12 protein-coding genes are annotated in these 12,889 nt (G+C 72.3%); 6 read left to right on the top strand and 6 right to left on the bottom strand.

Going from position 1 to position 12,889, the window contains the following annotated elements; genetic code table 11:
• Window positions 1-308: 308 nt before the first annotated feature.
• Together IEY93_RS01000 and IEY93_RS00995 are read right to left on the bottom strand one after the other, a co-directional pair.
• Window positions 309-779 carry a hypothetical protein gene (locus tag IEY93_RS01000; protein WP_189160999.1) on the bottom strand — a complete coding sequence of 157 codons (471 nt, stop codon included), beginning with the start codon at window positions 777-779 and terminating at the stop codon, window positions 309-311.
• A 225-nt stretch (window positions 780-1,004) separates the two neighbouring features.
• Window positions 1,005-3,077: an ATP-binding protein gene (locus IEY93_RS00995; protein ID WP_189160998.1), complete on the bottom strand. Its 2,073-nt coding sequence runs from the start codon at window positions 3,075-3,077 to the stop codon at window positions 1,005-1,007.
• 405 nt (window positions 3,078-3,482) lie between these two features.
• On the opposite strand from IEY93_RS00995, the gene IEY93_RS00990 reads away from it, so the two are divergent.
• A complete protein-coding gene (locus IEY93_RS00990) occupies window positions 3,483-3,662 on the top strand; it encodes a winged helix DNA-binding protein (RefSeq protein ID WP_189160997.1) in 180 nt (59 codons plus the stop codon).
• A 50-nt stretch (window positions 3,663-3,712) separates the two neighbouring features.
• Complete coding sequence (locus IEY93_RS00985) at window positions 3,713-4,123, top strand: hypothetical protein (protein ID WP_189160996.1); 411 nt, start codon at window positions 3,713-3,715, stop codon at window positions 4,121-4,123.
• A gap of 43 nt (window positions 4,124-4,166) precedes the next feature.
• Here the strand turns inward: IEY93_RS00985 and IEY93_RS00980 are convergent, their stop codons facing one another.
• From IEY93_RS00980 to IEY93_RS00965, 4 genes are all read right to left on the bottom strand, one after another.
• On the bottom strand, window positions 4,167-4,655 hold the full coding sequence (locus IEY93_RS00980; RefSeq protein WP_229690744.1) for an STAS domain-containing protein: 489 nt from the start codon (window positions 4,653-4,655) through the stop codon (window positions 4,167-4,169).
• Window positions 4,656-4,885: 230 nt separating this feature from the next.
• A complete protein-coding gene (locus IEY93_RS00975) occupies window positions 4,886-5,926 on the bottom strand; it encodes a zinc-dependent alcohol dehydrogenase family protein (RefSeq protein ID WP_189160995.1) in 1,041 nt (346 codons plus the stop codon).
• Between the two features lie 75 nt (window positions 5,927-6,001).
• The gene (locus tag IEY93_RS00970; RefSeq protein WP_189160994.1) at window positions 6,002-6,571 is read right to left on the bottom strand and encodes a hypothetical protein; all 570 of its coding nucleotides are present in this window, start codon (window positions 6,569-6,571) and stop codon (window positions 6,002-6,004) included.
• Entirely contained in the window at window positions 6,571-6,810 is a 240-nt protein-coding gene (locus IEY93_RS00965) for a helix-turn-helix transcriptional regulator (protein ID WP_189160993.1), read from the bottom strand. Before IEY93_RS00965 ends, IEY93_RS00970 begins: the two co-directional genes overlap by 1 nt.
• 249 nt (window positions 6,811-7,059) lie before the next feature.
• Here IEY93_RS00965 and IEY93_RS00960 point away from each other — a divergent pair, with 249 nt between their 5' ends.
• The 4 genes from IEY93_RS00960 (at window position 7,060) to IEY93_RS00945 (ending at window position 12,786) form a co-directional block, all read left to right on the top strand.
• Window positions 7,060-7,602, top strand: a complete 543-nt coding sequence (locus IEY93_RS00960) for a cysteine hydrolase family protein (RefSeq protein WP_189160992.1) — start codon at window positions 7,060-7,062, stop codon at window positions 7,600-7,602.
• Between the two features lie 99 nt (window positions 7,603-7,701).
• Window positions 7,702-9,354: a catalase gene (locus IEY93_RS00955; RefSeq protein WP_189160991.1), complete on the top strand. Its 1,653-nt coding sequence runs from the start codon at window positions 7,702-7,704 to the stop codon at window positions 9,352-9,354.
• 98 nt (window positions 9,355-9,452) lie between these two features.
• Window positions 9,453-9,869, top strand: a complete 417-nt coding sequence (locus tag IEY93_RS00950) for a PH domain-containing protein (protein WP_189160990.1) — start codon at window positions 9,453-9,455, stop codon at window positions 9,867-9,869.
• 253 nt (window positions 9,870-10,122) lie between these two features.
• Window positions 10,123-12,786, top strand: a complete 2,664-nt coding sequence (locus tag IEY93_RS00945; protein ID WP_189160989.1) for a glycoside hydrolase family 3 protein — start codon at window positions 10,123-10,125, stop codon at window positions 12,784-12,786.
• The last annotated feature ends 103 nt before the right edge of the window (window positions 12,787-12,889 follow it).

The following is a 12,889-nucleotide window of genomic DNA, read 5'->3' as shown; positions in this document are numbered from 1 at the left end:
GCCGGCCGTGGTGGCGTGCGCGGCGGGTGCCGGGGAGACCGCGGCGAGCGGCGCCGCGCAGAGGACCGCTGTGAGGACCGCGGCGAGCGGGCGGCGGGTCGCGCCGTGCGCGGACGCCCTCCTCGCGGACCGTGGGGGGACTGGCCAGACCACGAGGGCCTCCGCATGTCGTATTTCACGGTTGTTGCCCGGAAGTTACTCAGCCGATCAGCTCGAAGCAATCCCTTTCAGAAACTTCCTGAAAATTACCAACCAGCCCTGATCGGGGTGCCTGCACCGCATGACCGGCCTTTCGCCCTGCGGTCTCCCTACCGTCCGTCGGGGGAACCGGGCTGTTCGGGACGGCCGGGCGGGGGTGTGGGGGAGGGGCCGAGGGTGATGGGGCCGGTGAAGGTGTGGCCCTGCACCACCGAGCCGTGGACGGTGCCGCTGATGGTGTTGCGTACTGACGGCTCCTGGGGGCCGGGGGCGCCGCGCCGTCCTTCCTCCTCGTCGTGCGGGGGCCGCGCGTCCGGGTCGTGCTCGTGTGTCGCGGGCGCCGAGCCGTCCGCCTCCCGCGCCGGCGCGCCGGTGCCCTGAGGGCGGCGGGCCAGGACGACGCCGTACGCCGACAGGGCCAGCCCGGCGACGCCGGTGAACGCGCCCAGCACGCTGGCGAGCTTGTCGGCGTCGTCCAGACCGGCGCGGCTGAACAGCACGCCGAGCCCTGCCAGGACGAGGACGAGCCCCGTGCCGAGCACCGCCACCCGGACGAGGGGCCTTCCGCGTGATCGCCTCACCCGGCGATTCTGCCCCGCCGGGCCGCGCCGGGTACAGCCTCGGCCAGGACAGGTATGGCAGTCGGACGACAGGTATGGCCGCCGGACAAGGCGTCCGGCGAGGACGCCGGCGGACGCGTACGGGTGGCGAGGACGGTGTCAGCCGGCACGAGGGCTCGCACTGCGAGCGCGGCGGTGGCTCGGCCGGCGAGGGCTCGGGTGTGGGTGGCTTGGGTGGCCGGGTGGTCAGGCGGGGCGGTGGGTGGGCAGGTCGGCGAGCGCGTTGGCGAGGGCGGTGTCGACGTCCAGGTCACGCCCGCGGGCGAAGGCGGTGTCGAACGGCCGGTCCCCGAGGGCGGCCCGCACCCGCGACTCGGTGCGCTCGCGCAGGCCGTCCTCCCGGGGCAGCCAGGGACACAGGCCGAAACTGCTCTCGACCAACTGGCCGCTGCCGAGGAGTCGCGCGGCGCGCTCCATGTCGCCCCGCTCGGCCGCGATGTGGGCCAGGCCGCCCAGCACGAACGCCATGCCGAACGCGTCGTGCAGCAGCGTCTTGTCCCGCAGGGCGGCACGGGCGCGCTCGTCGGCGGCGGCGAAGTCACCGCGGTCGGCCTCGACCAGGCTGCGCACCGCCTCACCCGAGGAACGCAGCCAGATGTCCCCCCAGGCGCCGCACAGTGACCGCTGCCACCGCAGGCACGCGAGGGCCTGCTCGTGCCTGCCGAGCCGCCACAGGGCGTGGGCCTGGCCGGTCACCGCGAGGGCGAGGCCCGCGCGACGGTCCCCGCCGTCCTCGTGGGTCTGCCGGGCGCTCTCGTACAGCGACAGTGCCTCGGCGACGTACCCCCAGCGCAGTCCGGTGGCCGCGCACCAGGCGGTGCCCCAGCCCACCGCGGTCAGGTCGTGCTGGGGGAACGCCTGGGACAGGCACTCGGTGGCCAGGTCGTTGGCCTCGTCCAGGTCTCCCTGCAGGTCGGCGAGCCACGCCGAGGCCCACAGCGCCCGGGAGAGGACCGGGCCGGCGGGCTGGGCGTAGGAGAGCGCCCGCCGCAGGTGGCGGCGTCCCTCCGCGACGAACCCGCAGGCCGCCCAGAAGCAGGCGAGCCGCCCGGCCAGGTCGAGGCCGGCCCCGCGCTCGGCGGGCTCGTCCAGGCAGAAGTCGAGCGCGGCCCGCAGGTGCGGCAGCTCGTGGCGGACGCGGGCGTACCACGCGGCCTGCTCGGGGCCGAACCATTCCTCGTCGAACCGGCGGGCCAGGGCGAGGTAGTGGTCGCGGTGGCGCCGCCGCGACGCGGTGGTCTGCCCCAGCTCGCGCAGCCAGGCGGCGCCGTACGCGCGCACGGCGCCGAGCATGCGGAAGCGGATGGCCGCGCCGGTGTCCAGGCGGAGCACGACGGACTTGTCCACCAGGGCGAGCAGCAGGTCTTCGATGTCCTCCGGGTACGGGCCGGTGGCGTCGTCGGGGCAGACGCCCACGGCCTGCGCCGCCCGCAGGTCGAAGTCGGCGGTGAACACCGACAGCCGTGCCCACAGCAGCCGCTCGGGCGGCTCGCACAGCTGATGGCTCCAGCCGATGGAGGTGCGCATGGCCCGGTGCCGGGTGGTCCCGTCGCGTCCGGCGTCCGACAGCAGGTCCAGAAGGTCGCCGGCGCCGTCCAGCAGCCGGGGCAGGGGCAGCGTGGTCATGCGCGCCGCGGCCAGCTCGATCGCCAGCGGGACGCCGTCCAGCCGCCGGCACAGCGCCGTCACCTCGGGCGTCGTGGTGAAGCCCGGCACGGCGGCCGCGGCCCGGTCGGCGAACAGCGCGACGGCGCCCTCAGCGCCGGTGCCTGCGCCGTCCTCCTCGACCGGCAGCGGCCCCACCTCCAGGCGTGCCTCGCCCGGCACCCCGAGCACGCGCCGGCCGGTCGCCAGGACGCGCAGCCCGGGCGCCGCCTGCAGGAGCCGGCCCACCGCTGCCGCGCAGGCGCAGGCGAGGTGCTCGCAGGTGTCCAGTACCAGGAGCGCGCGGCGCCGGGCGAGGAACTCGGCCAGGACGTCCAGCGCCGGGCGGCCGGGCCGGGCGGGGACGCCGAGCGCCGAGCCGATCGCGTCTCCCAGCGCCTCGGGCGCGCACAGGGAGGACAGCTCGACCAGCCACACGCCGTGCGGGAACCGGGAGGTCAGCTCGCGGGCGGCGCGCAGCGCGAGACGTGTCTTGCCGATTCCGCCGCCGCCGGTGAGCGTCACCACGCGCGACTCCTGGAGCATCCGGGCGATCTCCGCCCGCTCGTGCCGCCGCCCCACGAAGCTCGTCGTCTCGACGGGCAGATTGCCCACCCCTGCACCGACCGGCCCGACCATGGCCGCCCCACGTCGCTCGGTTCCAGATGTGCAGCAATGGTAATTCAGCCCGCGTCACTGGCAAATATCGGCTTTGTCGCGTGGCTACGCCGGCCGCGAAACCGGCCAGGCACGCTGTTCGCCCGCCGTATCCGTCCTGGACGAGGCCGTGCCGGTGCGCGTGTACGGGAGGACCTATGGGCCGATGGCGCTCGGAGGAGATCGGCGGCGGTGGCGCCATGGAGGAGTCGGAGACCGCCGGCGCCGCGAGGGCTCCGAGCCCGGTGGGGCGCCGGGTCTCTCAGGGGCCGGACGTGAGAGGGAGGGCCGGGAGGCGGAGCAGGCGGGCTGGAGGCCAAAGGGCTCGTCCGGCGGCGCCGGCACGAGGGGGACCGGCGATCGGTGGTGATCGAGGTGACCCCGGAGGGGGAGGCGCTCGCCCCACGGCTGGCCCCGGTGTTCGGGCGGACCGTCAGCCGGTTGCCGGCCGGCTTCGCGGAACCGGAGTTGCGGCAGCTCACGGGCATGCTGCACCGCATGCTGGACAACCTCCGCGAAAGCCGTGAAAATCCAGTTGATTAGTGCCTGTGCGAAGCTGTTGACAGCAATGCCACAAATGACATTATTCAGCCATGCGTGAGGAAGCCGAGCGGCTGCTGCTGATCCAGGACGATTTCGAGCGCTTCCGCGCCGCCACGCGGCTCCTGGTCGATCTGGACGATCTGATGCTGGAGATCTCGCGCATCCGCAACGAGAGCGCCTCCCGGATGCAGATCATCTCGGTCACCCCGCCCGCCCGTTCGGACGACGCGCTGCCGGACGACGCGCGGGCCGTGCTGGAATGCATCCGCAGAACCGGTGCCCAGCGGTTCCGCAGGCGTGACATCTTCCGCCGCATGGCCCGGAGGTTCAAGCGCGTCGCCGCCATGGTGCCCGCGCTGGACCTGCTGGAGGCCGCGGGCTACATCCGCAAGATCGAGCCGGCCGTCGTGGCGGGCCAGCCCGGCCGCAGGCGCTCCCCGGAGTACGAGGTGCGGCTCTAGGAGCTCGCCCGGCGCCCGCGCCGGACGCTTCGCCCGCCGCCGCTCAGACCTGCGGGGCGGGCTCGGTGGCGGCCGGATCGGGCGGAGGGGTGTCCTCGGCGGCGGCCGGATCGAGCGAGGGAGTGCCCTCGACCGTCGCGGCGTCGTCGATGCCGGAGAGCGTGGCCCGCACGCTCAACATGGCCTCACCGGTGGTCTCGTAGGTGTCGAACGCCTTGCGCAGCCCGGTGATCGTCAGCACCCGCAGCAGCGTGCCCTGCACGCCGCTGATCATCAGTGCTCGGCCGGTGGCCTCGCTGCGCCGCAGTGCGGCGATGAGCTCGCTCAACCCGACCGAGTCGCAGAAGGTGACGGCCGAGAAGTCGAGAATGACGGCGGTGATCCCCGGTGCGCTCCACACGCGGCTGAGCTCGTCGCGGAGCAGCGGGGCGGTGCGATGGTCGAGCTCTCCCTGGGCCTCCACGACGATGGCGTTCTGCCGCACCTCCGAGGACACCACCAATCCCATTTGCGGATCGGCGCCAAACTGCATGATCAGCTCCTTCGGCCTGCGGGGTTCAGGGCAGGCATGCATCCCTTCCTACCAGGTTCGGAGCATCACCAACGACACACGGCCGTACAGGTTAGGGCGCATCCACCGCCCGCCGGCCGGTCCGGGCGAGGTGGAGGCGGGCTTGGCGGCCTCCGATCCCCGGGCCGCGGGTGGAGAAAATCTTTCGCCGATGATCCGCTGCCGGCGCTCGGCGACGGCGCCGGGCGGGATCAGCGGGGAGTGGGGACGATCACCGTCACGCCGGGCACGCCGGCGGAGGCCATGGTGGTGAGCGCCTCGGGAGCCTCGTCCAGGCCGATGGTCCGGGTGATCAGGACGTCCGGCCGCAGCCGGCCATCGGCGATCATGCCGAGCATCGGCGGGTACGCGTGCGCGGCCATGCCGTGGCTGCCGAGGATCGTGAGCTCCAGGCCGATCACCCGGTCCATCGGCACGGCGGGGTGCCCGGCGGCCGCGGGGAGCAGACCGACCTGGACGTGCCGGCCGCGCCGCCGCAGGCTCTCGATCGCCGCCCCGCAGGTGGCCGGGCTGCCGAGCGCGTCGACGGTCAGGTGGGCGCCGCCGCCGGTGATCTCGCGCACCACCGCGGGCGCGTCCTCCGCGGGAACCGCGTGCGTGGCGCCGAGGCCGGTGGCCAGTTGCCGGGCGGCGGCGGAGACGTCCACGGCGATCACCCGTGCCCCGCACGCGGCGGCGATCATGACGGCGGACAGCCCGACGCCGCCGCACCCGTACACCGCCACCCATTCGCCCGCCGCGACGCGCCCCTGCGCGACCACCGCGCGGAAGGCGGTGGCGAAGCGGCAGCCCAGGCTCGCGGCCGTGGGGAACGTCATGGCGTCCGGCAGCCGTACCAGGTTGACGTCGGCGTTCCCGACCGCGACGTACTCGGCGAAGGAGCCCCAGTGGGTGAAGCCGGGCTGCGTCTGCCGCTCGCAGACCTGCTGGTCGCCCGCCGCGCAGGACGGGCAGCTCCCGCAGGCGCAGACGAAGGGGGTGGTGACGCGGTCGCCGGGACGCCACCCGCGCACCTCGCCGCCGACCGCCTCGACCACACCGGCCAGCTCGTGCCCCGGGACGTGCGGGAAGTCGCGGATGTCCGGGTCGTGACCCATCCAGCCGTGCCAGTCGCTGCGGCACAGCCCGGTCGCCGCCACCCGGATCACCGCGCCGGCGCGGTCCGGGAGCGGGTCGGCCGCTTCGCGCACCTCCGGCCGCCCGCCGAACTCGTCGTACTGCACAGCGCGCACCCGCGAACTCCCGTCTTCCGGTACCGCCCCATTCTGCCGCCCGCCCGTTCCGCGCGTCGCCGGGTCCACCGGCCGTCAGGCCGGTGCGCCGTTCCCGCTCGGCTCGGCCAGTGGCCCCTCGTTCTCCTCGTCCTCCGCGAGCGGGTCGGGCAGGCGCCAGCCGGTGATCAGGTGGGGCAGGATCAGGTGGGTCAGGAAGAGCGCGAAGACGTAGATCACGGCCGCCGCGGTGGGAATCCGGACGAGGAAGTGGTCGGCGCCGTCCAGAAAGAAGGTCAGCGCGAGGGTCAGGCCGAGCAACCAGGCGGTGGCCCGGTGGGCCAGGGAACGCACCTGCCGGCGCTCGGCGAGCTGGCGTTCGTCCAGCCGGTTCTCGCCCATCGCGACCGCGCCGCCGGAGGCGACCAGGAGCACGGCGTACGCCCAGGCGTAGACCAGCAGGCCGATCCCGCCGAGCGTGAACGTCGTCCACATCGCCGGGTCGCTGGGGGCCAGGAACCAGCAGACGACCGCGCTGACGTACCCCAGGGCGACCGCGGCGGCGCCGAGCACGACGGCGGTCCGGCGTCCCCGCCGGGTGCCGTACCAGAAGAAGGGGACGCTGCGCCGCACTTCGGCGAACTGCCGCTCGTTGATCTGGCCCATCACTTCACCACCTCACTGCCCAGCCGGGGAAACGGCCTGAGCGAGAAGACGACTTCGACCGGCACGCCGAAGTACTCGGCGATGCGCAGTGCCAGGAACAGGCTGGGGCTGTACTCGCCCCGCTCCAGGTAACCGATGGTCTGGTAGTGCACGCCGAGCGCGGCGGCGAGGTCCTTGCGTGAGACGCCGCGCTCGGCCCGGAGCATCGAGATGCGGTTGTGGACCTCTTCAGCGGACACGGCTGCGCCCTGCTCCCGGGACCCGGTGGAAGGGTTCCCGCCTGAGCGGTGGCCGCGCGGTCCGCGTGGCCATGAGTGGAGTATCCATGCCGCTGAATGTAGTACAAGTACTACATTCGATCCAGTACCTACGACGAAATATCCGGGGACTACCTCACCTCGCCGTTCGCCCGGGTGGTGGCGGCCGTGCCCGGTGGGAGGCCGGCGCTGACCTGGTGTTCCCGGACGTCTACGGGGCATGGGGCACACATGGCCACCACCGCGCTGCTTGTGATCGACATGCTGAGCCCGTACGCGCACGAGGACGTCGAGCTGCTGGAGGGCAGCGCGGAGCAGGTGGTGCCGCCGCTGGCCGAGCTGGTGCGGCGGGCGCACGACCGCGAGGACGTCGAGCTCGTGTACGTCAACGACAACCACGGCGACTTCACCGCGTCGCGGGAGGAGATCGAGGACCGCGCCCGCAAGGGCAGGCGTCCCGACCTGGTCGAGCCGTTGCTGGCGCCGCCGGACTGCGCGTTCCTCACCAAGGTCCGGCACAGCGCCTTCTTCGGCACCTCCCTTTCGTACCTCCTGCACCACCGGGGCGTGGAGACGATCATCTTGACCGGCCAGGTCACCGAGCAGTGCATCCTCTACACCGCGCTGGACTCCTACGTGCGGCACTACTCGATCAAGGTCCCGCGCGACTGCGTGGCGCACATCCACGCCGACCTCGCCGACGCGGCGCTGCGGATGATGGAGCGCAACATGCGCGCCGAGATCATCACCTCCGCCACCTGCCTGGACGGCTGAGCCGCCCGCGCTTCCCGACATTTGACCTCTCGTCGAGCTTTAGTTGGCCATCAACCGGATAGGGGTGGACGACCGACGCCAACGGAGGGAGCCGTCGTCATGACGGACGTGTCCAGCAAGGGCCCGCAGCCGGGGGACGAGCGTCCTGTGCTGACCAACCGGCAGGGCCATCCGGTCCATGACAACCAGAACCAGCGGACGGTGGGCGCCCGGGGCCCGGCCACGCTGGAGAACTACCAGTTCCTGGAGAAGATCAGCCACTTCGACCGCGAGCGCATCCCCGAGCGCGTCGTCCACGCGCGCGGCGTCACCGCCTTCGGCTACTTCGAGGCCAGTGGATACCTCGGTGAGGAGCCGATCAGCCGGTACACCCGCGCCGTGCCGTTCAGCGAGCCGGGCAAGCGCACGGACGTCGCCGTGCGGTTCTCCACCGTGATCGGCGGACGGGACTCCTCGGAGTCGGCACGTGACCCGCGCGGCTTCGCGGTGAAGTTCTACACCGAGCGCGGCAACTGGGACCTGGTGGGCAACGACCTGGCGGTGTTCTTCATCAGGGACGCCATCAAGTTCCCCGACGTGATCCATGCCCTCAAGCCGGACCCGGTGACCTTCCGGCAGGAGCCCAACCGCATTCTCGACTTCATGTCGCAGACGCCCGAGTGCATGCACATGCTCGTCAACCTGTTCAGCCCGCGCGGCATCCCCTCGGACTACCGGCACATGCAGGGATTCGGGGTCAACACCTACAAGTGGGTCAACCAGCGCGGCGAGACGCACCTGGTCAAGTACCACTGGATGCCCAGGCAGGGCGTCCGGAGCATGACCGAGGAGGACGCGGCGGTCATGCAGGGCCGCGACCTCGGGCACGCCACCAAGGACCTGCAGAACGCGATCGACCGCGGTGACTTCCCCGAGTGGGACCTGCTGGTGCAGATCATGACCGACGACGAGCATCCCGAGCTGGACTTCGACCCGCTCGACGACACCAAGGTGTGGCCGGAGGACCGCTTCCCGGCCCTGCCGGTCGGCCGCATGGTGCTGAACCGCAACGTCGACAACTTCTTCGCCGAGAACGAGCAGATCTCCTTCGGCACCGGAGTGCTGATCGACGGGCTGGACTTCTCCGACGACAAGATGCTGGTGGGCCGCACCTTCTCCTACAGCGACACCCAGCGCTACCGGGTCGGGCCGAACTACCTGCAACTGCCGGTGAACCAGGCCAAGAACGCGGCGGTCCACACCAACCAGCGCGACGGCCTGATGACCTACCACGTCGACGGGCAGGGGGAGAACCCGCACGTCAACTACGAGCCGTCGATCACCGGAGGGCTCCGCGAGGCCGAGTACCCCACGCAGGACGAGCAGGGGCCGATGATCAGCGGGCGGGTCACCCGCACGCGCATCCCGCGCACCAACGACTACAAGCAGGCCGGTCAGCGCTACCTGCTGATGGAGCAGTGGGAGCGTGACGACCTGGTGCGCAACTTCACCACGTTGCTGGCGCAGTGCGACCGGCCCATCCAGGACCGGATGGTCTGGCACCTGCTCATGGTCGAGGACGACCTCGGGCTGCGCGTCGGCGCCGGTCTCGGCATCGGGCCCGAGGACGTCCTGCACCTGGAGCCGCTGGCGAGCCAGGACCTGACCGACGAGGACCGCGAGCGGCTGTCCAAGCTCGGCAAGAACGGGCCGCGGGACGTGACCGGGCTGAAGATGACCCACTGCGTGCCCAACGAGCGTTTCATCCCCTGACCGGCGGCCCCGCCACGGCCGGCCCTGGAACGCGGCCGGCCTGCGCGGAGCGCCGGTTGCGGCGGCCGCGGCGGGGCCAGGGGCGGTAGCGTTCGGGTATGACCGGTCCATCCCGGGAGTGGCGGGTCCGCCGCGAGTTCACCTTCCTCAAGGTGGCCGCCGCGGCGGCCTTCGCCGTCACCGCCTTCGCCGTGTCCGGTGACACGCGCGGCATGCTGCTGTGCGCGGCCGCCGCGGTGATGCTGGGCGGCTTCGCCCTGCGCGACGTCCTGGCCCCGGTGCGGCTCGCCGCCGACCAGGGCGGGCTCACCGTGGTGACCGGCGTCGCCCGCCGCGTGCGGGTGCCCTGGCCGCACGTCGCCTACATCCGCGTCGCGCCCAACGCCCGGTACGGCCTGCGCTGGGACATGCTGGAGATCGAGACGGCCGAGGGCCTGCACCTGTTCTCCTCGCACGAGCTCGGCACCTCCTGCATGGACGCGGCCGACGAGCTGTTCCGCCTCAGGCCCGCCTGACGCCGCGGTCAGAAAACGCTCTCTCAACCGCGCCGCCCGGCGCCCCGTCGGCCCGGCGCATGCACTCCGGAGCCCCTGCTCGGCACGGGAATCGGGCGCGAAGGACGCTCCGGACGCCGATCACGCGGGTCTCAGCCCTCTCGGAGAGCGCTCTACCGCACTCTTGACTCCGCGCTTTCACACGGTGAAGATCCGAGCAGTGCGGCTGCGGGGGGCCGTACCCGACCCGCGCAGTGCAACAGAACGGACGCCAATGACCAGACCCCCTGTCCGATCACGCGCCCGCCGCCGCGCCACCGTGCTGCTGGCCGGGCTCGCACTCCTCGCCGGTGGCGTCGTCGGAGTGCCCGGCGCGGGCGCAGACAGCGCGAAGGGCCCACGGCAACCGGTGATCGGCAAGCCCGCCCTGGACGAGCACGGCTGTGCCCGCATCGAGAAGACCCTGCCCAAGCTCGCCGACTGGCCCAAGGTCGTCAGCCGGATCGAGAAGAACCCCGCGGACGAGCGGCGGATCGCCAAGATCGTCTCGGGCATGACCCTGGCAGAGAAGGTCGGCCAGATGGTCCAGCCGGAGATCTCGGCCATCACCCCGGCCGAGGTCGCGCAGTACTTCATCGGCACGGTGCTGAACGGCGGCGGCTCATGGCCCGGCCGTGACAAGCACGCTCCGCAGAAGGCGTGGCTCGACCTGGCCGACGCCTACTGGCAGGCGTCCGTCTCCACCCGGACCAAGATCCCGGTCATCTGGGGCATCGACGCCGTTCACGGCAACAGCAACGTCTACGGCGCCACGCTCTTCCCGCACAACATCGGCCTCGGCGCCGCCCACGACCCCTGCCTGATCCGCGACATCGGCGCCGCCACCGCCGCCCAGGTCCGCGCCACCGGGCAGGACTGGGCGTTCTCGCCGACCCTCGCCGTCGTACGCGACGACCGGTGGGGCCGCATCTACGAGGGCTTCTCCGAGGACCCGCGCATCACCCGCGCCTACGGGTACGAGGCCGTGCGCGGTCTGCAGGGCACCCACCCGCGCGGCGTCGGCGACAGGGGCGTCCTCGCCACCGCCAAGCACTTCATCGGTGACGGCGGCACCATCAAGGGCACCGACCAGGGGGTGAACCCGTCCTCCGAGGCCGAGATGGCCAACATCCACGGCCAGGGCTACTACGGCGCGCTCGCCGCCGGCACGCAGACCGTGATGGCCTCGTTCAACAGCTGGGCCAACGCCGACCTCGGCATCGACGAGGGCAAGATCCACGGCAGCAGGCACGCCATCACCGACATCCTCAAGGGCAAGATGGGCTTCGACGGCCTGGTCGTCGGCGACTGGAACGCCCACGGCCAGGTCACGGGCTGCACCAACTCCAGCTGCGCCCGGGCGATCAACGCCGGCCTCGACGTCATCATGGTGCCGAACGACTGGAAGGCGTTCATCGCCAACACCATCGCCCAGGTGCAGAGCGGGGAGATCCCGATGGCGCGCGTCGACGACGCGGTCACCCGCATCCTCCGGGTGAAGCTGCGCGCCGGCCTGTTCGGCGCGCCCAAGCCCTCCAAGCGGGCCTTCGCCGGCTCCGCCACCGCGCTCCAGGCCGGCGCGCTCGCCCGCAAGGCCGTCCGCGAGTCGCAGGTGCTGCTGAAGAACAACGGCAAGGTGCTGCCGCTCTCGCCGAGGTCGAAGGTGCTGGTCGTCGGCAAGAGCGCCGACAGCCTGCCGAACCAGACCGGCGGCTGGAGCCTCACCTGGCAGGGCACCGGCAACACCAACGCCGACTTCCCGAACGGCACGACCATCCTCGGCGGACTGCGCGAGGCGCTCGGCGCCGGCAACGTCACCTTCAGCGAGAACGCGGACGGCGTCGACCCGTCGGCCTACGACGCGGTCATCGCGGTGATCGGCGAGACGCCGTACGCCGAGGGCGTCGGCGACCTCGCCCGCCGCTCGCTGCAGGCCGCCGCGCTGTACCCCGGCGACCTGGCCGTCCTGGACAAGGTCCACGGCAAGGGCACCCCGGTCGTCACCGTGTACCTCTCCGGCCGCCCGCTGCAGGTCAACAAGGAGCTCAACCGCTCCGAGGCGTTCGTCGCGGCCTGGCTGCCCGGCACCGAGGGCGGCGGCGTCGCCGACCTGCTGGTGCGCGGCCCGCGCACGGGCCAGGGCTACACCGGCAAGCTGTCCTACTCCTGGCCCAAGGAGGCCTGCCAGACCCCGCTCAACGTGGGCGACCCGGGCTACGACCCGCTCTTCCCGATCGGCTACGGCCTGCGCTACGGGCAGACCGGCTCGGTGGGGGCCCTCGACGAGACCGCGCAGACCGGCGCGTGCGGCTCGACCGGCGGCGGCGGAGGCACCGCCACCGAGGACCTGGAGGTGTTCAACCGCACCGACGTCGCCCCGTACAAGAGCCTCATCGGCTCGGCGGAGAACTGGAGCGGCACCGAGATCGGCGCGGACGGCGAGGCCGCCCACACCGAGATCAACGTCGTGCCCTCCGACGTGAACGTCCAGCAGGACGGCCTCAAGGCCACCTGGACCGGCGGCCCCGCGCAGCTCTACATGCAGAACCCGGCCGGCGGCACCGACCTGCGCGGCTACCTGAACGCCGACGCCGCCCTGGAGTTCGACACCATCGTCCACCAGCCGCCGGCCGGCCGGACGGTGATCAGCGCGCACTGCGTGTACCCGTGCCTGGCCGAGGTGGTGGCGACCTCGCTGTTCCAGAACCTTCCGGTGGGGAGCAAGGCCACCGTCAAGATCCCGGTGTCCTGCTTCTCGCCGAACCTGGATTTCGAGAACGTCAACACGCCGTTCCTCGTCTACACCGAAGCGGCCTTCTCCGCGTCCTTCGCCAACGTCCGCTGGGTGCCGGGCGCCGGCAAGGACCCTGACGCCCGCAAATGCTCCGATCTGACCTGACCCCGGCGGCTTGGCCGGGCCGACCTGGCCCGGCCTGCTGAGGCGGGAACCCCCGGGGCCGCGGAAAGAACCCTTTCCCGCGGCCCCGGGCCGCCCGAGCCCT

It is taken from the genome of Sphaerisporangium melleum, from assembly GCF_014646695.1.
In the GTDB taxonomy this organism is placed as follows: domain Bacteria; phylum Actinomycetota; class Actinomycetes; order Streptosporangiales; family Streptosporangiaceae; genus Sphaerisporangium; species Sphaerisporangium melleum.
Note: the sequence above shows the minus strand (reverse complement) of the source record. Positions and strands in the feature narration are given on the sequence as shown.

Bases quoted from the DNA above. Each gene is read 5' to 3' on its own strand.
- IEY93_RS00945 (WP_189160989.1), top strand. From the start codon at position 10,123: ATGACCAGACCCCCTGTCCGATCACGCGCCCGCCGCCGCGCCACCGTG.
- IEY93_RS00950 (WP_189160990.1), top strand. From the start codon at position 9,453: ATGACCGGTCCATCCCGGGAGTGGCGGGTCCGCCGCGAGTTCACCTTC.
- IEY93_RS00955 (WP_189160991.1), top strand. From the start codon at position 7,702: ATGACGGACGTGTCCAGCAAGGGCCCGCAGCCGGGGGACGAGCGTCCT.
- IEY93_RS00980 (WP_229690744.1), bottom strand. From the start codon at position 4,655: ATGCAGTTTGGCGCCGATCCGCAAATGGGATTGGTGGTGTCCTCGGAG.
- IEY93_RS00960 (WP_189160992.1), top strand. From the start codon at position 7,060: ATGGCCACCACCGCGCTGCTTGTGATCGACATGCTGAGCCCGTACGCG.
- IEY93_RS00970 (WP_189160994.1), bottom strand. From the start codon at position 6,571: ATGGGCCAGATCAACGAGCGGCAGTTCGCCGAAGTGCGGCGCAGCGTC.
- IEY93_RS00985 (WP_189160996.1), top strand. From the start codon at position 3,713: ATGCGTGAGGAAGCCGAGCGGCTGCTGCTGATCCAGGACGATTTCGAG.